Annotated in this window: 17 protein-coding genes; 15 read left to right on the top strand and 2 right to left on the bottom strand. The window is 43.9% G+C overall.

The annotated features are described in order from the left end of the window. Positions 1 to 9: 9 nt before the first annotated feature. Positions 10 to 684, top strand: coding sequence for a MopE-related protein (locus H7708_RS02745; RefSeq protein WP_223668941.1), 675 nt, complete (start codon positions 10 to 12; stop codon positions 682 to 684). Positions 685 to 887: 203 nt separating this feature from the next. Next, complete coding sequence (locus H7708_RS02740; RefSeq protein ID WP_223668940.1) at positions 888 to 2,282, top strand: amidohydrolase family protein; 1,395 nt, start codon at positions 888 to 890, stop codon at positions 2,280 to 2,282. A gap of 533 nt (positions 2,283 to 2,815) precedes the next feature. Here H7708_RS02740 and H7708_RS02735 read toward each other — a convergent pair. Both H7708_RS02735 and H7708_RS02730 read right to left on the bottom strand, forming a co-directional pair. Continuing rightward, on the bottom strand, positions 2,816 to 3,634 hold the full coding sequence (locus tag H7708_RS02735; protein ID WP_223668939.1) for an MBL fold metallo-hydrolase: 819 nt from the start codon (positions 3,632 to 3,634) through the stop codon (positions 2,816 to 2,818). 970 nt (positions 3,635 to 4,604) lie between these two features. After that, positions 4,605 to 5,429 (bottom strand): DUF2971 domain-containing protein, encoded by an 825-nt coding sequence (locus tag H7708_RS02730; protein ID WP_223668938.1) that lies wholly within the window; start codon positions 5,427 to 5,429, stop codon positions 4,605 to 4,607. A gap of 63 nt (positions 5,430 to 5,492) precedes the next feature. Between H7708_RS02730 and H7708_RS02725 the strand changes: the two genes are divergently transcribed. From H7708_RS02725 to H7708_RS02665, 13 genes are all read left to right on the top strand, one after another. Further along, entirely contained in the window at positions 5,493 to 5,813 is a 321-nt protein-coding gene (locus tag H7708_RS02725; protein WP_223668937.1) for a hypothetical protein, read from the top strand. Positions 5,814 to 5,956: 143 nt separating this feature from the next. Continuing rightward, positions 5,957 to 8,638, top strand: coding sequence for an aminopeptidase N (pepN, locus tag H7708_RS02720; RefSeq protein ID WP_223668936.1), 2,682 nt, complete (start codon positions 5,957 to 5,959; stop codon positions 8,636 to 8,638). 51 nt (positions 8,639 to 8,689) lie between these two features. Beyond that, positions 8,690 to 9,013, top strand: coding sequence for a hypothetical protein (locus H7708_RS02715; protein ID WP_223668935.1), 324 nt, complete (start codon positions 8,690 to 8,692; stop codon positions 9,011 to 9,013). A gap of 51 nt (positions 9,014 to 9,064) precedes the next feature. Then, positions 9,065 to 10,084: an aspartate-semialdehyde dehydrogenase gene (locus tag H7708_RS02710; protein ID WP_223668934.1), complete on the top strand. Its 1,020-nt coding sequence runs from the start codon at positions 9,065 to 9,067 to the stop codon at positions 10,082 to 10,084. Between the two features lie 264 nt (positions 10,085 to 10,348). Continuing rightward, on the top strand, positions 10,349 to 12,691 hold the full coding sequence (locus H7708_RS02705) for a FimV/HubP family polar landmark protein (protein WP_223668933.1): 2,343 nt from the start codon (positions 10,349 to 10,351) through the stop codon (positions 12,689 to 12,691). A gap of 62 nt (positions 12,692 to 12,753) precedes the next feature. Beyond that, on the top strand, positions 12,754 to 13,569 hold the full coding sequence (gene truA / locus H7708_RS02700; protein WP_407929716.1) for a tRNA pseudouridine(38-40) synthase TruA: 816 nt from the start codon (positions 12,754 to 12,756) through the stop codon (positions 13,567 to 13,569). Between the two features lie 88 nt (positions 13,570 to 13,657). Next, positions 13,658 to 14,521, top strand: coding sequence for an acetyl-CoA carboxylase, carboxyltransferase subunit beta (gene accD / locus H7708_RS02695; RefSeq protein WP_223668932.1), 864 nt, complete (start codon positions 13,658 to 13,660; stop codon positions 14,519 to 14,521). Between the two features lie 14 nt (positions 14,522 to 14,535). Then, on the top strand, positions 14,536 to 15,852 hold the full coding sequence (locus H7708_RS02690) for a bifunctional folylpolyglutamate synthase/dihydrofolate synthase (RefSeq protein ID WP_223668931.1): 1,317 nt from the start codon (positions 14,536 to 14,538) through the stop codon (positions 15,850 to 15,852). After that, entirely contained in the window at positions 15,843 to 16,607 is a 765-nt protein-coding gene (locus H7708_RS02685) for an SPOR domain-containing protein (RefSeq protein ID WP_223668930.1), read from the top strand. The genes H7708_RS02690 and H7708_RS02685 overlap by 10 nt, the downstream gene beginning before the upstream one ends. A 95-nt stretch (positions 16,608 to 16,702) precedes the next feature. Next, complete coding sequence (locus H7708_RS02680; protein ID WP_235727477.1) at positions 16,703 to 17,350, top strand: CvpA family protein; 648 nt, start codon at positions 16,703 to 16,705, stop codon at positions 17,348 to 17,350. A 1-nt stretch (position 17,351) separates the two neighbouring features. Continuing rightward, entirely contained in the window at positions 17,352 to 18,872 is a 1,521-nt protein-coding gene (gene purF / locus H7708_RS02675) for an amidophosphoribosyltransferase (RefSeq protein ID WP_223668929.1), read from the top strand. A 27-nt stretch (positions 18,873 to 18,899) separates the two neighbouring features. Beyond that, positions 18,900 to 19,466: a lysophospholipid acyltransferase family protein gene (locus H7708_RS02670; RefSeq protein ID WP_223668928.1), complete on the top strand. Its 567-nt coding sequence runs from the start codon at positions 18,900 to 18,902 to the stop codon at positions 19,464 to 19,466. Between the two features lie 40 nt (positions 19,467 to 19,506). Further along, entirely contained in the window at positions 19,507 to 22,797 is a 3,291-nt protein-coding gene (locus H7708_RS02665) for a ligand-binding sensor domain-containing diguanylate cyclase (protein ID WP_223668927.1), read from the top strand. Positions 22,798 to 22,799: the final 2 nt, after the last annotated feature.

Here is a 22,799-nt window from a genome sequence, read left to right as displayed (position 1 = left end):
GAAGGAGAGATGAATAAAACACTAATATCGTTAATATCGGCGGCAAGCATTGTAGGGTTTTGGCTATTCGTTTCGTTTTTGTTCGCATCGATACCTGTTCATGCTGGTGCAGAGTCTGATGCGAAAGAGTTTTGTGCGGCATATGAAGAAAAGTCAGGCTACGGCTGTCAGGTTGAAAAGTGCCGCTGTGGCAAAGGTGAGACAGAGTTAGAGCGGTGGAATCGAAAAATGCGGTTTGATATATGCGCCTGTGTTAATACTAAGGCCTATAACATCTATCTTGAAAGAGTGGAAGAAGAGCGTAACCGAAACCGCTGCAATACCGATGCTGATTGTTCGGATGGGGTTTACTGTAATGGTGAGGAAATATGTCGTACGGATGGAAGATACCGTGTAATGTCATCTGCTGGAAACGGTACTTGTGTTCCCGGGGAACCCCCTTGTGAAAGCGGCTTATGCTTTGAAAGAGAAAAGAAATGTAAAAAGCCGTGTGAAGATAAAGATGGTGATGGTTACAAGGCGATGCATTGCGGTGGTGATGACTGTGACGATAACGATCCCAATAGAAGTCCGGGTAACAAAGAGATCTGTGACTCGAATGGTATCGACGAGGATTGTAATGCCGAAACCGTTGGTGATTTAGATGAAGATGGGGATGGGTATATTTCCTCGCAATGTCGTTAAATAAAAATTTTAATAAGTAAAGGCGCGGATTCGCGCCTTTTTTCCGCTCAAAAGAAAACCATTTTCTCTTTAGGCATTTGAGGGCGCGTATAAACCTTTTTATTCATTATCTAATCTAACAGTATATACAACTTTAACCATGGGAATAATTTATGAGGGGTTTACGTATATTTGTGTGTTTATGCCTAATTTGGAGCTTAGCATTGGGATGCAGTAACTTTCAGCAAGCTTCTGGCCTACAGCAGTCCGAACCAGTTAATAAGATTGCTATCAATAACGTTAATATCATTCCAATGACCTCGAATAATCAAGTCATTAAGAATGCTACTGTGATTATTGAAGACCATAAGATCTTATCAATTAATTCAGCAGCCTCCTATAATGTCATCCTTGATGATGCCATGGTTATTGATGGTCAGGGCAAGTGGCTAATTCCAGGGCTAATAGATATGCACGTTCATAACTTAGCTTCGGGCAATCCTGGGAAAAACTATCCAACCAAGGGGGCATCAATCTTTTTCGATACCCAAGATATTATGCTGTTGTATGTCGCAAATGGGGTGACCACTGCATTTGAATTAAGCGGTAGAGTAGAGCACTTTGGACAAAGGAATGAAATCATTAAAGGCGATGTTATTGGCCCTCGAATTGCGTTGGCAGCGTTAATCGATGGTAGTGATGCCAATAGAGTCGCGACCACTCCGTCCGAGGGTCGACAAGCTGTTAGAATAGCCAAAGGAGATGGTTACGAGTTTATTAAAGTTTATTCGCGACTTAATATTGAAACCTATAAAGCTATTATTGACGAAGCTAACAAGCAAGGGATGAAGGTTGTGGGGCATATACCCAATGCCTTTGAGGGAAAGACCGAAGAGGCTTTTGTGCCTCATTTCAGTTTAGTGGCTCACGCCGAAGAGTTTTCTAAGCAAACGGATGAGTTTACAGAAAAGTCTGCTAGAGAGTTCGCTGAAATGACCAAAAAGAATGGTACTTGGGTTATTCCGAATTTATCGAATTTAGAGCGGATTGCTGCGCAGGGACGTTCATTAGACGCTGTTCGAAACCTACCAAGTTTCAAGTATGTACATCCACTGATGCAAGATAAGTGGCTCACATCCAATCAATATAACAAAGGTACTAGCCCCAAAAGAGTCGCTTACTTTGATAAGTTGGTTGGTTTCCACGTCAAGTTAGTAAAAGCGTTTAAAGAAGCCGGAGTTCCTATGGTGGCGGGAACCGATGCAGGAACATCAGGAATTGTCTGGGGCTATTCATTGCATGACGAGTTGGCGTTATTGGTTGATGCGGGCTTAACCACGGAAGAAGCCCTGGCTTCAGCGACTAGGCTCGCCGCTACCTGGTTAGAAATAGACGATAAAATTGGCACCGTGGAAGAAGGAAAACTTGCAGACCTTGTCTTACTCGATGAAAACCCTTTGCTAGATATTAATAATACTAAAAAGATTTCAGGGGTGTTTGTTAACGGACGCTGGGTTCATAAAGGTGATATTGATGTCATGCTTGACGAATTGGCGAGGAAGAACTCCGAAAACATAGGGAAAGATAAGTTTATTTGGAGTAAGCTTGGGGAGCAATAGATGGTTTGGTGGGTTACGACGGTTGTCTAACCCATCCTATAAGCTTACTCAGTCATTACGAGGAGCATTTTAATAGCGCTCGCAATGACGAATTTGAGAGATGCTGTTATTTTGTCATTCTGAACTAGATTCAGAATCTTATAAACTTGGGTTTATTTTTCAGGTGTTTGTTTCGCTTTTATAGCGAATTACTTTCTCTTACTTGGATAAGAGAAAGTAACCAAAGAGAAGTCCACCCCGATATTGAGATTATTCTTTGAATAATTACCTTCGCTTCAATAAAGTCACTTAACGCACCGTGAAATACAGTCCGTCCATGGCCTGGATTTCACTATTCAAATCTTCCACGATTTGAATTGCTATGACTTTACTTTCACTCAGCTCAATATAAGGGGAAACTGGTCGTAACCTTTGACGTAGGTTGGCGCTGAACGAGGTGAAGCCCAATAAAGTTTAGTAGGGTGCGTCGTGACGCACCGAGAAAGCTTTGAGAATAATTTTAAATGGTGCGTTGTAATGCACCCTACGTTTACTTACTTTTGAGCGAGTTTAAGTTCTATCTTGATTGTTTTCTCTACAAAGCGCTGCATGACTCTTTCTAAATCAGCAACTGGCCTAGCGTCATTAGCGAACTTTTCAAGTATTGAGTGTAGCTCTTTATCTTGAACTATTGTTTCAATATTTAAACCTTTCGCATGTAGCTCCATAATTCGGTTAACCCACTCAATATTATTATCTCTATATTGCTTCAGTCCGTTGGAATCGGTGATAAAGCCATGCCCGGGAACAACAACGGTATCTTCATCAGACAGCTCCAGTGCTTTATTGATAACATTAATTTGTCCCTTAAGGCCACCTGTCCAAAAGGTGGGATACCAGTTGTTAGTGAAGGTGTCGCCCATCATTAATACATTGTTGTCAGGGAAATAGACCAAGAGGTCGTTAGTTGAGTGTGAGGCAGCAGTCGAGGTAACCACCTTTAATTGCTTATTATTCGTAATGTTGTCTTGAGTCAGCGCCGTAGCGCCGAGTTCCAAAAAGTATTTATTGTTGCCTGTATGATCCATATGATCGTGAGTGTTGATTACGAATTTCACAGGCTTATCAGAAATATCCCTTATCGTAGCCGTTAGTTTGTCGCCAGCCTTGGGCAGCATGGTGTCCACAATAATGAGTCCATTTTCAGCGACATTGACTCCCACATTCGAGCCGTCGACATCAGAAAGTAATACATAAAAGTTATCATCAACTTTTGCGTAAGGTATTAACTTGCCATCCTCTGCTTGAACTAGAGTCGCTGTAGTAGTAAGCAGTATGAATAAAGCTGCTTGAAATGTATTACTGAATAACATCCCTTTTTCCTTGAATTGTTTCTGTGTTAGGAGTTTGATTGTACTGGGCTGATTGTTAAGATAGGGTATTGTTTTGTGTCAAAATGTGTCTTTTGTGGGGCTTAGTTTTGTTACTCGTTTTGACATTTTGAGCTGGATTCAGAGTTTATAAACCTGGGTTTATTTTTTTGATTATTTATTACCCTTTTCTTTGCTTGTCCAAAGAAAACGAACCAAAAGAAAGGGCACCCCGATCGTTCGATGCTTCGCATTTCCCTCGCTCGTCAAAGTTACTTAACGCGCCGCTAAACGAAACGTCTGACCCACAAGGAGGTGGGGAATGCAATAGCAATGCCAGGAGCATTGCTTGCCTTGTTTTTTTGACTAATTTGGGCTGTCCCCCAAGGGGATTCCCTGCGGTCACCTACTAAATTACGCTATAACTTTTCCTTATTCGGCTAACTTTAGGGGTAACTGACCGTAACCTTTAGCGTAGGTTGGCGCTGAACGAAGTGAAGCCCAACACATGGTGTGTAAGTTTAAAGTTTGTTGGGCTTCGTAAACTCAGTCCAACCTACCTTGCTTGCACCAAACGTCATCCCGTGGCTTGATCCTGTTTCTTATACACATTTTTAGATAACTTGATCGTAGCCCGGATAGAGTGTAACGGCATCCGGGATCTATAATTAAAGGTTATTCTTAATGTTCATTTTTTGAACGATCAAAAAAACGAACCAAAAAAATCGCCCCTGAAAGTTAGACCCTGAAGGGTAAACCTCAGGATTAAAAACTATTAACGTGCCGCAAAACGAAACATCCCTGTTTCGTCTTTGTTAAATTGGGCTGTCCTGCCCAATTTGCCCGATAATTTTGAATCCTGAGGCTAACTTTTAAGGGGAGTATGGGGTGCTAGTCATTAAATTGGGTTTTTAATAGTAATAATAACTTAGTAAAAGTGTTAGGGTTCATTCTTCGTCCCAACCTATGATTGCTAAGGATAGGTTTTTTTTGCTTCCAAAGAATAGTCTAACTCCGAATGCTTAATTTTAAGATGCTCAATTTCCAGTTCTTTGGCAATCTCTGTCAGCTTGTCTTCTGTTACTTCCTCATTTCCCTTAAAATTTAAACCAGAGATGATTTTAGTTACTTTTAAACCAGTCGGTATAGATACTAGTTCTCCACTTTTATTATTTTGTGGTTTGCAGGGGAAGTAAATAAGTCTGTATTCGTTTTCATATGCCCAGTGAGTGGATTTTGTAGCCAGTAGTTTTTCCGTCATTTCTTTAGGAGCAAAAACAACTTCATTTAAACTAAACTTTGGCAGTTTGGATGTGTATGAAACGGGATACATTGCAAATTTGCCGCCTTGACAACAAGCCACCTCCCTAGGGTTATATTCGTATTCAATGCAAAAACCTTTGTGGTTATCGGCATAATGAGCCCACATTAGTGGGTTTGTCAGTCCATTTTTGCAAAAACATTGAACTCCAAACTTATTAACTCTCTTCTCTATTAGTGATAAAAAGTGTGGTTTTTGCGGTGTGTAATCCTCACCCTTAGCCCATGTTTCGATACCTTGAATTATTTTAGCATCAAGAAGCCATAAGCCATTCGATAAGTCGTAGTTTTTATATAAACGTTTTGTAGCATCTCGGATGTTTTCTTCCTTGAATGTACTGAAGTCAGTGGAACCCTTGGTGGTAAGATTACAATCTAAAGGGTCATTAAAGGATTCAGGTTGAGCCACCCACAGTTTATTGTTTTTTAAAGAATCTATTCTGCAAAGTTGGGGAGGTTCAAATCTATAAAGTTTCATATATTTTCCTTTTATACAAAGAGGTGCGAATTGTCACTGCTTTATATCCATCTCAAAATAGGCATGGCTGGGGCAGAAGGCGAGGCCTTTGACGCAGCGTTGGTCGCATTGTTTCCAGTGGCAGGTTTCGTTGCTGAGGCCGCCACGGTTTTGGACCATAAGCTGGATTTTGAGGTTGGTGGTGTCGAGTTGCTGCCAGGCTCCCTGGCTTGGAATTTTGGCGCAGACGCCGATGTCGTTCTGTTTGGCGATATCAATATGCCACAGCTGGCCGCATTCGGGGCAGCGGTTCAGGGTGGCCCAGCGCTGTGGTGCCCATTCGAGTTCTTCCAGGGTTTCGCCGAATGGGTGGTTTTCGTCGTTACCGACAAATACATTGGATAATTGGTTACACTGACACATACTTTTCCTGAGTTCTTGTCTTCTTATTTGTGCTCTTCTGGGACTCTGTTATATCGAATCTACTCTAAGATTGCTACAATCAGGACTTTATTGTTTAAAACTTATTCGAAACCTTAAGAAATCCCATGAGCGACAGTATGAATCAGCAGGAAAGTGCAGCATTGAGACAGGAAGTTCAAGTCCATTACCGAAGCGATTACGAGCCTTTCCCTTATGATATTCAGAGTGTTTATCTGAATTTTAAGTTAAATCCAGAAGCAACCGTCGTGGAGTCTGTGTTGGAGGTTCAGCGTAGAGCTGGTTTTGCCCCTGACGAGCGATTATGTCTGGATGGCGTGAATCTGGAGCTATTGTCGGTTGCGATCGATGAGCAGCCGCTGGATGAGTCTCAGTATCAACTGTTGGAGGAGGGGTTGGAGATTCTCAAGGTTCCTGATTCGTTTAAGTTGTCGATTCAGGTCAAGATTTCACCGGAGACTAATACCAGTCTGGAAGGGCTGTATTTATCCAACGGCAAGTATTGTACTCAATGTGAAGCAGAAGGCTTCCGTAAGATTACTTTCTATCCGGATCGTCCGGACGTCATGAGTAAGTTTATTGTCCGTATTGAGGCTGATGCGGAAGAGTTTCCTCATATGTTGTCAAACGGGAACCGAATCGAATACGGAGAGTTAGAAGAGGGTAAGCAGTTTGCTCTGTGGGAAGATCCTTTTAAAAAACCGAGTTATTTATTTGCCCTGTGTGCGGGTGATTATGATTTATTAACGGACAATTTCCAGACCATGACAGGGCGTGAGGTCCGTCTGGAGGTTTATGTCGATAAAGGCAAGTTGGATCAGTGTCATCATGCAATGGAGTCACTGAAAAAAGCAATGAAGTGGGATGAGGACGTCTTTGGTCTGGAGTATGACCTGGATATCTACATGATTGTGGCGGTGGGTGATTTTAATATGGGTGCCATGGAAAATAAGGGCCTGAATATCTTTAACACCAAATATGTACTGGCGAGTCAGGATACGGCAACCGATACCGATTTTATTGATGTGGAAGGCGTCATAGGCCACGAGTACTTCCATAACTGGACGGGTAACCGCGTGACCTGCCGTGATTGGTTCCAGTTGAGCCTGAAAGAGGGCTTAACGGTTTTTCGTGATCAGGAGTTTACCGCCGATCAGACCGATCATGGCGTGAAGCGGATTGAAGATGTCAAAGTAATTCGCTCGCACCAGTTTGCTGAAGATGCTGGACCAATGGCGCATCCGATCCGTCCCGACTCCTATATTGAAATGAATAACTTCTATACGGTGACGGTGTACAACAAGGGCGCGGAAGTGATCCGTATGTATCAGACACTATTGGGACGCGATGGCTTTAAGCGTGGGCTGGATGTGTACTTCGAGCGCCACGATGGACAGGCGGTGACCTGTGAGGACTTTGTTCGAGCGATGGAAGATGCTAATCACTATGATCTGCAGCAGTTCCGTCGTTGGTATTCGCAGGCTGGTACGCCGGAAGTTCAGATTAGAAGTTTTTATGATGAGCAAAAACGTCGTTTAAGATTAGGCTTTAAACAGAGTTGTCCCGATACGCCCGGGCAAAAAGATAAAGAACCGTTTCATATCCCGGTAAAGGTAGGGTTACTTAATGATAGCGGTCAAGATATTGAGTTGAAACCGATTACAGTGGGTGATAACGATGCTCAAGTGGAGGGTGATATTATTCACCTCAAGTCGACAGAGCAGAGCGTTACCTTCGATGATGTGCCGCCAAATGCGATCCCATCGCTATTACGCGGCTTTTCAGCCCCGGTCAAGCTTGATTACAACTACTCACAAGGTGACCTGATCTACCTCTTCGCTCATGACTCCGACTCTTTTAATCGTTGGCAGGCTGGGCAGGAACTTTTCAGTCAGGTTATTTTCGAATTATGCGATAAACTGGAAGCAGGGCAGGAGCTATTCTTCAGTGATGCCGTGATTCAGGCGGTTAAAAATATTTTGGATAATACGACACTGGATGGACAGTTTCAGTCATTAGCTCTAACGATCCCAAGTATTAATGCACTGATGGAAGAGGTTGACTCCATTGATATCGACTACCTGATTGAGGCGCGCAACTACCTTAAACATACGTTGGCGCAGGAGCTGGAGCTCGACTGGTTATTGCATTATCAGACCAATCATCATGTGGGAGATTTTGAACAGGATAAAGAGGCAATCTCGAGAAGAGCCATTGCAGGCACCTGTCTCAGCTATCTAATGGCTCTGGAGAAGGATGATGTCTATCAGCTGGCACTAAAGCAACTGGGGAGTGCCAATAATATGACGGATGCCAGTACGGCATTACAGTTGATCGTGCATTCAAACTATGAGAATAAGCTGGCGGTTGCCGAGGACTTTTACCAAAAATGGCAGAATGAAGAGCTGGTGGTTAATAAGTGGCTGGTCGTGATGGCCACTGATCCGGCCGATGAAACCATTGACAGAATTGAGTCATTGCTGGATCATCCTTCGTTTGAACTGAAAAATCCCAATAAAGTTCGCTCGTTGATCAGCGCTTTCACTAGTGCTAATCCGAGTCAGTTTCACCGGGCTGACGGGAGAGGGTATCAGTATTTAGCTCGTCAAATTAAGGCGCTTTATGCGGTCAATCCACAAACGGCGGCCCGCTTGACGGGAGCGTTTAATCGCTGGCGTAAATTTGATGAAAAGCGCCAAATGATGATGCGGGAGCAGCTGGAAGAAATATTACAAATGCCAGAGCTGTCGAAAGACGTCTTTGAAATTGCCAGTAAGGCACTCAAATAGACTTATAACCTTAGATTCTTAGATTAAATATAAAGATTAAGAGACAATATTATGGCTATTATTCAATGTATCGTATGTGGTAAAAGAATTTCGAATAAAGCGGAGTCTTGCAGTCACTGTGGTGCTAAACTTAAAGGTAGCACAGAAGAGCAGCTGGAACGTGCTGCACACCTTCAGCGGCTTAGAAAGAACCGTCGCTTACAGTCGTTATCGTTTTTGGCAGTAATCGCGTTCGCTGCTGGTTTTTTGTTGAAGTTCTTTACCCCAGCTGAAAATAGTGAAATTTGGGGCCAGGTTGCTTTGTATTTGATGGCAGCTGGCTTTTTGGGCTATGTCGTGATGCGTGTCTGGATCATGTTGAATAAACGTAAATAGCCATACTAGTCTTGAGTTTGTTGATTTGATTGTCTTTTAAGGAGCATAGAATTGGAAAAGGCAAATGTTGCAATCGTCGGTGCTACAGGAGCAGTCGGCGTTACCATTCGTGAAATTTTAGAGGAACGTCAGTTCCCAGTTGAGAACCTCTATTTATTGGCCAGCGAACGCTCAGCGGGTCAGCGAGTGATGTTTAATGGCAAGTCAGTGATGGTAGAGAATCTGGCTGACTTCGATTTTTCACAAGTTGATGTGGCCTTATTTTCTGCGGGCGGTTCTGTTTCTCGTGAATATGCTCCAAAAGCCGTCGAAGCTGGTTGTGTGGTAGTTGATAATACCTCTGAGTATCGTTATGACGAGGATATTCCATTAGTGGTTAGTGAAGTTAATCCGGAGCGTATCGCTGATTATAAGAACCGCGGCATTATCGCGAATCCGAATTGCTCAACCATGCAGTTGATGGTTGCTCTAAAGCCTATTCAGGATGCGGTAGGCATTGAGCATATTAATGTTTGTACTTATCAGGCGGTATCCGGTTCTGGGCAAAAAGCAATTAACGAGTTGGCCAAGCAAACTGCTGAACTGTTAAACGCCAAAGAGCCAACGATGGATGTTTATGACAAACAGATTGCGTTTAATGTGTTGCCAAACATTGATGTATTGCAAGAGAATGGCTACACCAAGGAAGAAATGAAAATGGTGTGGGAAACCAAGAAGATTTTTGAAGATGACAGTATTGAAGTCAGTCCGACCGCTGTCAGGGTTCCAGTTTTCTACGGACATTCTGAAGCGGTGCATCTGAAAACTCGTGCACCACTGGCGGCGGTACAGGCCAAAGAATTGCTGGAACGTGCCGAAGGCATTACGGTGATCGATGACATGGCCCAGCTGGATTATGCCACGGCGGTTACTCATGCCAGTGGAAAAGACGACGTATTTATCAGTCGAATACGCCAGGATATAGGCATGGAAAATGGTCTTGCACTATGGGTGGTTTCCGACAATGTGCGTAAAGGAGCGGCATTAAATACAGTACAAATTGCAGAGATACTTGTAAAAAGTCATTTATAGTAGCAAAATTAGTACCTAACGAGCGAAAAGTTAAAGTACATTCTTAAATGCGGCGTTGCATTAGAAGTGTCCTGCGAGAACAGCACTCAGGTTTTCAGTTGTTTTTTTGTGAGGCATTTATCAAAACAAGTGTATAGCCGCGCCTATTTTGTAAGGTTAACGATGTACTATGGTAAGTTCGCTGGTTAAAAGTTGAGACATTAAAAAGTTGAACGTCAGGAAAAAGTCAGAGTATCAACGGTTTTTATCAATGAGGGGAAAGTTATGTTTCGTAAATTAGCTGCTACGGTTGCTGTATCAACTGCGCTAATCACACCATCGGCCTGGCCGTTAGGTTTAGGCAAGATTGATGCCGATTCGGGGTTGAATCAGCCATTGAAAGCTGAGATTACGCTTTTGTCATCACGTAATGTGAGTGAAGAGGATTTACGGGCAAAGCTTGCCTCATACGAGTCTTATAGTAAGTTCGGAGTGCGTCGCGAGGCTTACCATAATACGTTAAGGTTCAAGATTGTTACCAAAAACGACGGTAGCAAAGTGATTCTGGTTGAGAGCCGTGATCCGATTAAAGAGCCCTTTATTAACTTTTTAATCGAGCTGAATTGGGCGCAGGGGCGCTTGATGCGAGAGTATACTTTATTACTTGACCCTCCTGTTTTTGCTAAAACAACGCCAACCCCTCGACCGAAAACGACACCAACAACTCAGCGACAACAGGTGACGGCAACTCAACCGTCACAGCCGACGGAAGTGTCCAGAACTTTTGACACTCCTCCGAAGCCAAAGAGCAAGCCTAAAAAAGAAGAGCCTAAGCAACCTGATATTACAGATGAAACGCGCCAATTAGCTTCTTCAGCAGAGTTTAATGATGATAACTGGACCGTTGAGCGCGGTGAAACGTTATGGAGTATTGCCCAGTCCGTGCGTCCAGAAGGGGTTTCGGTGCAGCAAACATTGTTAGCTATTTTCCACAATAACCCAAGTGCGTTTATTAATAATGACATGAACCGCGTAAAAGCGGGGGCTGTCTTGAAGGTTCCTGAGAGCAATGTCATCAGCGACGTGTCTCAAGCGGCGGCAGTCAGTGAGATTCGGAGCTCAACGGTTACTAATGACGCTCCGCTCGATGTGCGTAAAAGTATTGAAGAAACCGAGGTTGAAGAGACAGAAGGTCAGGGTGGTCGTCTGAGTATCGCCAGTGTGGAAGAAAGTTCATCCGAGCAGTCTGGAGGCAGTGATTTAGAAGGCGCTATGGATGAGGAGTTAACTGCAAGTGATGCTGACGATAGTGGTTCACTGGTCTCTGATGGGGATGGTACAGCATCGAACTTTGACTCTGAATTATCAGCGACTGATAGTGAGTCAGGCGATGGGCTTGCTGTTGAGGATGAAACATTATCGGTATTATCCGGTTCCGCCGATAAGGTTGAAGAAGGCAGATTGGGCGATGCAGAGCCTCAATTAGCCGATACTAACGAAGCTGAAACTCTGACTGAAAAAAGCGAAGCTGGTACTGTGGGGAGCTCTGATGAAGCGGCGGTGGAAGCTAAAGAAGATGATGCTGAAGTTGCAAAATCTGAGCCAAACACAACGAATACGCTGCAGCAGAACTCAGAAAAAGCATTTTATGAGTCAGATGACTTCTGGCTGTACGCTGGTGGTGGCCTAGTATTGGTGCTGCTTATTGGTGGTGGTTTGATTTATCGTCGTAACCATCAGGTAGAGGATGATGGTGGTTTGCTGGGCATGATGGCCGACGCCAATGAGTCTAAGCAGCAAAATAAACATGATTCTTTCTTACAGGGGCAGGGCATGAAGGCACCTCAGGAAGAGTCAGATCCTGTAAGTGAAGCAGATATTTTAATTGCTCGTGGAAACCTTAAAAAAGCAGAAAGTTTACTGGAAGATGCGTTAGCCGCTGAGCCATATAATCAGGATATTCGTGTCAAATTAATGGAAGTGGTGGCGAGTTCTCAGAACGTTGAAAAGTTCAACCAACTGAAAGATGAGCTACCAGCTGATTTTGATCATGACTCGACATTAGGTTTGAAAGTTGCCAGTCTGAGCAGTCTCTTGGTCGAAGAGCAACCAGAGATGAATGTTGAAGAGTCATCTGATTTTGACTTGCCGAGTGAAGGCGATATTTTCGGTGAGGATGGTGATAATAAGAATGTCGATCTTGATTTAAGCGATGAATTAGAGTCCAGTACAACGGATGTCGACACTGTTGGTGATATGGATGAAGTTGAGTCTGATGACGGTGACATACTAGATTTAGATTTAGGTGATTTCGAAGAGCAGGTAAAAGAGCCGTCTTCTGAATCAGCTGACTCAGCAAGTGGTGATAACAGTATTGAGTTTACGACCAGCCAGGATGATGAGGAACTGGTAACTCAGGAAGATGACAGTACGAGTAACGATACGCCTGACAGCTCTGCTGCTGACCAGGGCTTGAGCGCAGATGATGCTGCTACCAAGTTTGACTTAGCTAAAGCCTATCTTGAGTTAGGCGATGATGAAGCGGCAAGAGATATTCTTGAAGAGGTAAAACAAGAAGGTAATAGCGAACAGCGAGCAGAGGCTGACAAACTATTATCGCAGATGTAATACTCAAGACAGTTTAAAAGCACCGGGTATTTAACCCGGTGTTTTTGTAAGTGGCCAATGATATTAATAACATATCAGGTAAAAAGATTATGAAATTTGCTTTAGGCATTGAGTACGATGGCAGTCGTTTTTTTGGCTGGCAGCGACAGTCCCATGCCGTCTCGGTTCAGGAAACATTAGAAGGTGTGTTAAGCAATATTGCAGATGAAGCAGTTCAGGTGAACTGTGCGGGACGTACGGATACGGGCGTGCATGCTACTGGTCAGGTGGTCAGTTTTGAAATCAGTGCGGAAAGACCACTAAAAGCCTGGACCATGGGAGCTAATACTCAGTTACCTGACTCCATTGCAGTCAGGTGGGCGCAGGAGGTCCCCGAACATTTTCATGCCCGCTTCAGCGCTACAGCCCGGCGCTATCGTTATATTATTGCCAATACCCATGCCCGCCCAGCTATCCTCAACAAGGGCCTCACCTGGTGTCGACAGAGATTAAACGTCGAGTCGATGAATGAGGCTTGTCGGTATTTTCCAGGTGAGCAGAACTTTGCTTCGTTTCAGGCGGCCAGTTGTCAGTCCAAGACCTCTTTTCGCTTTATTAATCATCTCAGGGTTGAACGTTTTGGCGATTATGTGGTGATTGATATTAAAGCTAATGCTTTCTTGCACCATATGGTGCGCAACATTGCTGGTACTTTAATTCAGGTGGGGCGAGGGCTTAAGTCCGCCAGTTGGGTTAAGGAGCTAATAGAGGCGAAAGATCGGACCTTGGCGCCAGCAACAGCGAGCCCAAACGGCTTGTATCTTGTTGGTGTCGATTACCCCGACGAATATGACTTGCCAAGATTGCCAATTGGTCCGATATTTTTACCTGAAGCTTGAAAGTGGTTTTACCAGAAGTCTGTTCCGTTTGGGGTGAAACCTGTTACAATGCAACGACTTAAATTTGTGATATGAATTAAGACAGAATATGAGCTGGTTAGAACGATTATTACCGAAGCGCAACCCGGATGGTGAACGCAAGAAATCAATTCCAGAAGGCGTTTGGAGCAAGTGTAATGCCTGTGAGGCAGTATTGTATTATGCTGAAGTTGAGCGTAATCAGTCAGTCTGCCCGAAATGTAATAGCCATATCCGAATCAACGCTCGTAAGCGGTTAGATTTGTTTCTGGATAAAGATGGTCGTAAAGAAATTGCAGCCGATATGAAGCCTGTTGATATGCTGCGCTTCCGCGACTCTAAAAAATATAAAGATCGTCTCTCTGGAGCACAAAAGAAGACCAAAGAGAATGATGCTTTGGTTGCTTTCGAAGGTACTGTTAAAGGCGTACCTGTCGTCGCTTGTTCTTTTAATTTTGAATTTATGGGCGGCTCGATGGGGTCGGTTGTTGGTGAGAAATTTGTGCGAGCGGTTAACCGAGCCATTGAAAAGCGTGCAGCGTTTGTCTGTTTCACCGCCAGTGGTGGTGCTCGTATGCAGGAAGCCTTGGTGTCTTTAATGCAGATGGCGAAAACCAGTGCGGTATTAGCAAAACTGTCGGATAGTGGTTTACCCTATATCACTGTACTGACGGATCCAACTATGGGCGGTGTTACAGCAAGTTTGGCAATGCTGGGTGATATCCATATTGCAGAGCCAAAAGCGTTGATTGGTTTCGCGGGGCAACGTGTTATTGAGCAGACGATCCGTGAAAAATTGCCTGAGGGCTTCCGTTTAAGTGAGTTCTGGCTGGAACATGGAGCGATTGACATGATCGTTGACCGTCGCGACATGCGAGATAAAGTTGCTTCGCTGGCGGCTAAGTTACTTAAAGTTGACGAACCGGCAGCTTAACAGAGATTCCTCCCTTGTCATCCGCTGACAATCCTCTGTTATTTGACGAACTTGATGAGTGGCTTGCTTGGTTAGAGCAAGTTCACTCAGTTCATAAAATTGAGCTTGGTTTAGAGCGAGCAGCGACTGTTGCCAAGCGATTAGACTTACTCAGTTCTTCTGCAAAATTCGTTACCGTCGCTGGTACTAACGGTAAGGGCTCTACCGTTGCTGCGATTGAAGCGTTGGCATTGAGTCATAAGCTTTCCGTAGGTACCTACACATCACCGCACCTGGTGGTTTTTAATGAACGCATTAAGGTTGATGGTCAGAACTGTTCTGATGAACTATTGGTTGAAGGTTTTAGGGCGGTTTATGAAGCCAAACAGGATATCGAACTAACTTATTTCGAGTTTACCACGTTGGTCGGCTTGTGGGTTTTTAAACACTTAGAGCTGGATCTCGTTGTACTCGAAGTTGGCCTTGGTGGCCGACTGGATGCGGTTAATATTGTGGATGCGAATATAGCCGTGATCACCTCCATTGGCCTGGATCATGTAGACTGGCTAGGGGATAACCTCGAGACCATTGCTGGTGAAAAGGCTGGAGTAGCGAGGAAAAATAAACCTTTGGTTATTGCTGATTCAGGGATAGAAACTTTGTTAAAGCCCAGCTGCGAGGCGATAGGTTGTATACCCTGGGTGGCTGGCCGTGACTTTTCCGCTACGTTAGACCGGAAGTATTGGAGCTACAGCGGTAACTCATTAGCCATCGATTATCATGAGTTGCCCCTGAGCGACTTGTATCTACCCAATCTGGCAGCAGCATTAACAGCCTTCGCTTATGTTTATCAGGAGTTATTGGGTAAAGCATTGTCTTATGCGGCTTGTTATAAGGCTTTCGAGACCCTGACGTTGGCAGGGCGCTTCCAGCAGTTATCGCAACAGCCCAGAGTGATTGTGGATGTGGCTCATAATGAGGATTCGGCAAACTTACTTAATCGTAAGTTACTTGAGCTGAAACGTTCGGGAGTAGAACGAATTGTTGCCTTATGCGGTATGCTACAGGATAAAGATAGTGCGTCCTGTTTAGAGGCGATGACTGCTATCGATCAATGGAATTTGGTTGACTTGCCAGAGCCTCGCGGTAAAAAAGCAGCGGAACTGTTGCAAAAACTTCCAAAAATAGCGCAAAATAACGCTAAATGTTACTCATCGCTCGATGATTTTAATGAGTCCTGTGTCACTCATTCATGCCTTAAACCCTCTGAGGCATTGATTGTTTTTGGCTCATTTGTAACAGTTGGCTTGTTTATTGATAAGTGGAATAAAGAAGGTTTTGCGTGGATATAAAACTTAAACATCGTTTAGTAGGCGCTTGTGTTATTCTGGCGTTAGCTGTTTTCTTCCTACCTATGATTTTAGATAGTGAGAAGTATCGGGCTGATATAGAAACTCAGATCCCTCAAGATTCTGCTTTACATAACACCTCAAACTCACCTTCGACTGCAACAGAAGATAGTGGAACTCTCACTATAAATCTTAAAGAAGACGAGCCTGAAAAAGCTATCGAAGAACCAGAAGCTAGCGTGGCGGTTGTTGAAGAATCAAAGGGGACAACGGATAAAGAGGGCAGTGCTCCTGCTGAGACGGACCCTGTGAACTCTCAAAGTCCTGAAGAGTCGCCTCAGCAAAAGCCGGCTAAAGAGATAGCGGCGGACGCCTCCAAATCAGTCGATGAAACAGGTTCTGAACTGACGTCACAGCCAGAAAATACTGACGTGACATCATCAGAAAATGTGGTTAAACAGCCTGTTGAGGAATCGGAGAAGGAAAAACAAGCACCTGTGACTGAGCAAACAAGGTTTCAAGAGCAGGCTTGGGTGATTCAGATTGGCTCTTTCTCGAATAAGGATAATGCGCTTGGTCTGGTGTCTAAATTAAGAACTCAGGGGTACCGTGCTTACCATCGAATGAGCGGTGAGTATACGCGAGTCTATGTTGGCCCATACCCTGATGAAGTCGCTGCAGAGAAGCGTCAGCCTGGTTTAGAAGAGATTATTGGTACGCCGGTGAAACTTATCGAGTTCGATGCCCAACACCACTAAAATCTTGAAATGACAGAGAAAGCTCTCATTGGTTATTCCGCTGAGCCTCATGCTCTGGTAAAATGCGCACTGAATTCTACGAGGCACTCTCTTTAATGATTTGGGTTGATTGGGTCATTTTGGCGATTATTGGCGTATCTGCGCTAATCAGTCTGTTACGTGGCTTTGTGCGAGAAGCTCTTTCTTTAGCTGGCTGGATTGCAGCATTCTTCCTTGCAAAATTTTTCTACGAGCCTCTTTCCACACTACTTGTTGATCATATTGAAACCAATAGCATAAGGCTTGGAGTATCATGGGCTGCGATTTTTATCGCTACTTTGGTGGTTGCTGGCATTATTAACTATCTTATTGGACGTATGGTTGATGCGGCCGGTATGAGCGGCATGGACCGCTTACTCGGTATGTTCTTCGGTGCCCTCAGGGGAGTGTTGATTGTTGCTTTATTGGTCTTAGGCCTGAAGCAGTTTACTCCTGTACCAAAAGATAAGTGGTGGGGAGAGTCTAGCTTGATACCTCATATGGAAATTGTGGCTGCCTGGTTTTATGAAAAATTAGGTGAGGTAGTGCCCGATCTCGAAGATGAGCAGGATCCAGATAAGTCCGAAGAGCCTCTCGTTGATCCTGAATCCGATGCTATTGGCGCCTTGATTAAGATGAAAGGCTTAGATCAGCGCCAATTCCCAGAAACAGAGGAAGAATCCTCTGAAACAAATTCTTCAACCAAAACAGACGAGCAAAATTAATATGTGTGGTATTGTTGGTATCGTTGGTAAAAGCCCAGTTAATCAAAGCTTATTTGATGCGTTAACGGTGTTGCAGCACCGTGGTCAGGATGCAGCTGGCATCGTCACCAGTGATCAGGGAAAGCTGTATTTACGTAAGGATAATGGCTTAGTGCGTGATGTGTTCCATACACGTCATATGCGTCGACTGACAGGAAACTCGGGTATTGGCCATGTGCGTTACCCAACTGCGGGTAGCTCTACTTCGGCAGAGGCGCAACCGCTATACGTTAATTCACCGTATGGCATCACTCTCGCCCATAATGGTAATCTGACAAACCAGGATAGTCTTAAGAAAGAGCTGTATTCGACTGACCGCCGTCATTTGAATACCAACTCTGATTCAGAAGTACTGCTTAATGTTTTAGCTCATGAACTGCAAATTCTAGATAAGAACCAATTATCCCCTGAAGATATTTTTAAGGCGGTGGGCGAAGTTTTTAAACGCTGTAAAGGTGCTTATGCTGCCGTTGCTTTGATTAGTGGTCATGGCTTGCTTTGTTTCCGTGATCCTTACGGTATCCGTCCTGCGGTTTACGGTAAGCGTGAAACTGAAGATGGCGTCGAGTACATGGTCGCGTCAGAGTCTGTAGCATTGGATGCCTTAGGTTATGAGTTGATTGACGATATAGGTCCCGGGCATGCGGTATTTATTTCTGAGGATGGCACCTTGCATTCTCAAAAGTGTATTGAAGAGGACACTTTTGCTCCATGTATTTTCGAACACGTTTATCTGGCGCGTCCAGATTCATTGATCGATAATGTGTCAGTGTATAAAGCCCGTCTTAGAATGGGAGAAAAGCTGGCTGAAAAAATCCTGCGTGACTGGCCTGATCACGATATTGATGTCGTCATACCAATTCCAGATACCTCGACCACATCTGCCATGCAGCTTGCTAATGAGCTGAATGTGAAAATGCGCCATGGCTTTATTAAGAACCGTTATATCGGGCGTACATTTATCATGCCGGGTCAGCAAATGCGGAAGAAAAGTGTTCGTCAGAAACTGAATGCTATTGACCTGGAATTCCGAGGTAAAAATGTCCTGTTAGTCGATGATTCGATTGTCCGAGGCACAACCTCGGAGCAAATAATCGAAATGGCTCGTGAGGCTGGCGCAAAGAATGTTTACTTTGCCTCGGCAGCGCCTCCGGTTCGATACCCGAACGTTTATGGTATTGATATGCCGGCAGCCCATGAACTGATAGCGCATGATCGTACCGAGGAAGAGATCGGTAATATTATTGGTGCTGATAGAATTATCTATCAAGAAGTCGATGCTATGGTGGATGCTGTGCAAGAAGGTAACCCGAGTATCAAACAATTCGACCTGTCAGTCTTTACTGGAGAGTACGTTACTGGTGATATTGACCAGAATTATTTGCAAGAGCTTGAAAAACGTCGCAACGACATGGCAAAGTCAACAAAGGAGTCAAGCGAAGTTGAGAATTCGGCGATGGTAATGGATTTACATAACCAGTAACTGAAAATAGTAGAAGAGCATCAGTCTATGCGCAACATTATGCGAGCTTTGTTACGATTACTTGGGTGGAAGCTCGAGGGTGAACTTCCTGGGTTTAAAAAGTGCGTTATTATTTTTGCGCCCCATACGTCAAACTGGGATTTTGTGTTGATGCTTATCACACGCTTTTGCTTCAAAATGGATGTCGCCTACTTAGGTAAGCATACGCTGTTTAAGCCGCCCTTCGGTTGGTTTTTTCGTTGGGTCGGTGGTATACCTGTGGAGCGTGCCAGTAAAAATGATGTGGTTCAGCAAGTAGTTGCTGAGATTAAGCGTAGGGAAGGCATCCAGCTGGCACTGGCACCTGAAGGGACCCGCAGTAAAAAGCAATATTGGAAGAGCGGGTTTTATCACATTGCGGTGCAGGCCGAGGTACCAATTGTATTTACGTACCTGGACACTAAAACCAAAACTATTGGGGTAGGGGAGTATATTCAGCCAACGGGTGATATCCAGTTGGATATGAATAAAATCAAGAGTTTTTATAAAGATAAAATGGGAATCAGACCAGAGTTAGCGAGTGATATACAAATCAAGGATAAACGACAACCATAATTTTAAACTTGTGTGCTCCTGCATTCGGGTTATGCTTCTTATGGCGCTGGTTTATAGCGCTATAGCTTTGTTGTCGCAGTCGGCCATTGCTGCTAGCAAAGTCTCGGAGCGGATTAGGTTTCATTCTCTAACGATTGAGGACGGTTTAAGCCAAAGTACGGTTTATAGCATTGCTGAAGACAGGTTTGGTTACATGTGGTTTGCCACACAGGATGGTGTCAATCGATATGACGGTAACCAGTTTGATCAGATCCGACATATTCCCAATGCCTCGAATTCTTTAGCTTCTCCATCTGTTGAGCGGATCATCTATGACTCTCTTGATACGATGTGGGCGTTAACGCCCCAAGGGGTGGATAGTATTGATATTCGGAGTCTTGCTGTCACTCACTGGACTCCCAGGCTCGAGCAACTGGTGGATCAAGATGCCGGTGATGAGCTGGAAGTGGTGTCCATAGCCCTTATGGATGACGGTGACTTACTGGTGGTTACCAGTTCTTTTATCGCGCAGCTTAATAGAAAAGATGGAGTGGCAACGAGAATAACGGATCTGGATAAGCTAGTATCGGAATATAGCATTGAAAATTCGTTGGTTCACAATAATCGTTTTTACTTTATTGACGACAGTTGCCTTATTTCAGCAACCCTATCCGGTGTGGATAAACAGATACGCTGCCTATCCAGCAAGTTAGAGCTTAACCTGCTGCAACATGATCGCGGCGGTACCGGGGAAATCTTTGTCGCGGGAGACGAAGGTTTCGCTGTCTACTCAGTTAGAGAGAAGACATTAAAGTACTATCCTCTATTTGACGGTAGAATGGGGGGAGCGACAAGAGTCCTTAGCCTCATTAGTCATAAAAATGGATACTGGATAGCAACGGATTCTGGCTTGAAGTATTGGGATCGTGAGCGCGAGACTGTCACCGTTGAGTATTTTGCTGATTTTTCCGATGATTACTCGATCAATAATGACTACAGCATGGATATATGGAAGTCTTCGGATGGAATATTTTGGCTGGGTACTCTATCTGGCGTTAACTACTGGCAATCAGAACAGCAGTTTGTTCATCTCCTACAAAAGCGTGAAGTCATGGAGTTCCGTCGGAGTAACTACACCACCAGTCTGCTAAAAACTTATAAGGATGACTTTTGGATCGGTACGGATTCTTCTGGATTGTACAAATATAATTCTGATTTTACTTCTTTGGAACATTACTCGGCTTTGAAAGTAGGGGATAAGCTGGTTAATACTGAGTATGTTGCCGGAATGCTTGAGGATCGGTATCGAAATTTCTGGGTTATTACTGCTGCTGGATTATTTTTTAAACCATACAATGAAGACAGTTTTAATTTGTTAAAAGAGGTTTATGACGTCAATGGTAAACAAATTAAACTGAATGATATGTCGTCTATTGTAGAAACACGGAAAGGTGAAATATGGCTTGGCGGGGTAGAGGGTTTTTATAAGATTGAAATCGAGTATAACAATAAGGATAACAGTAACAGCTCTAAGCTGAGGTTTGAGGATTATACTCATGTCGTCCCAAAATCACTGATGGAAACGCGATACGGTGTTTATACTATCTATGAGGACTTACAGGGGTATTTATGGCTTGGCGGATCAAAAGGTCTGGCACGGTTTAACCCTATTAACTCAGAGGTTGAGCTTTTCGAAAGTGATCCTAAGGATCCACAAACCTTATCAAGTTCTGATGTTACCGTAATTTATGAAGATTTATTGGGGGTTTTGTGGGTAGGAACCGTTTCGGGATTAAATCGTGTCCGTTATAACTCGAAAGGAAACGTTTACTTCCAGCGCATCACAGAACACGATGGATTTGTCGATGATTTTATTTGCTCCATACTAGCTGATAGTTCAGGTTTTTTGTGGGTATCCACAGCCAATGGATTGGTAAAGTTTCATCCAGATAAAGGCGTTCCTGCTAATTTTACGTATAAAGACGGTCTCCAATATAACGAGTTTTTCACCAACGCTGATTTTGCGGATAATGATGGTAATTTATATTTTGGGGGCATTAACGGCATCACCATGTTTAACCCCGATGAAATCAGTATCCAGAAACAGCAGAAAGAGTTGCAAGTTGTGTCCGTTAAGTTTGATGGGCGAGAACAGGAGTTAACCAAAGAAGGGGATACATACTTTGCTAATGTGAAAGACGATGGCGTTGTGACTATTCGCCTTTCATCATTCGATTTTATCAATGATGCTGAATTTCGCTATAAAGTTGATACTTTTGCTGATGAGTGGATTTATCTCGAGGGGCCAAACATTCGTTTGCATGACATCCAAGATGAACGTTTGTTGATTCGGGCGCAGATGCGACAGAAGGACGGCCATTGGGGGGATAAAGAAAGCGTTCTGCTATTAGGCGTTGAGAAAGCATTCTGGGCTAGTGCTCATGGGTTTTTGTTGTATTTATTAATATTGTCCTTTGTTGTGATTGGCGTTGCGGTTTATCTGTCTCGCTACTTTTCTAAAAAGATTGAAAAACAGGAACAAAAACTTAAAGAGCGGAAAGCTCAGACACAACTGCTATTAACGGAAAAGAAAACTTTATTATATCAGGTCGAAGATCTTCAATATTCTTTATCAGAGCAGCGTTATCAATCCGAACGTCTAGAAAACCAGTTGGAGCACCTCAAGGTTAACGATCAGCTAACCGGGTTTAAGACTAAGCACTATCTGAAGCAGCATATTGATAAAGAATTAGAAAGCATTGCCAGCACATGGATTGAAAATGATGGCATTGCCGGGGTTTATCTTGGTGTATTTGCAGTTGATATCGACAATTTGTCGATGATTAATAAAGAGCACGGTCATCTGTGTGGTAATGAAGTGTTAAAGCAAGCCGCTGAGTGCTTGCGAACCATCAGCTATGGTACTGATACGCTAGTTCGATGGCAGGGTGCGACACTGTTGATACTCAGTCGTGGCATTGAGAAACGCGAACAAATGATTATGGCTGAAAAGATACGCTCTATCATTGCGTCTCGAAAATTCGATCTGGGGAATGGTGCGAGTATTGATGTCACCTGCAGTGTTGGCTTTGGTCGCTTCCCGTTCTTGCAAGATCCTAAGGAGGTGATCACCTGGGAGCAATTAATCTATGTCATCAGCCGTGCATTGGCTGTAGCTAAGAACAATAGTCGTAATGCCTGGCTCGGTATTTATACAAATCAGTTCTCCCATCCCCAAGAGATCCGGGCGCAAATTACCACTAACTTAAGTGGCTTATTGGCAAGCGGCCAGTTAGATTATGTTTCTTCGATTCCTAAGTCGAATAAAATCAACTGGAGCGCAAATAATTAGTC

The sequence above is a fragment of the Kangiella shandongensis genome (genome assembly GCF_020005365.1).
GTDB lineage: Bacteria > Pseudomonadota > Gammaproteobacteria > Enterobacterales > Kangiellaceae > Kangiella > Kangiella shandongensis.
The sequence above is the reverse complement of the archived record's forward strand: the minus strand, read 5'-3'. Positions and strand labels throughout refer to the sequence as shown.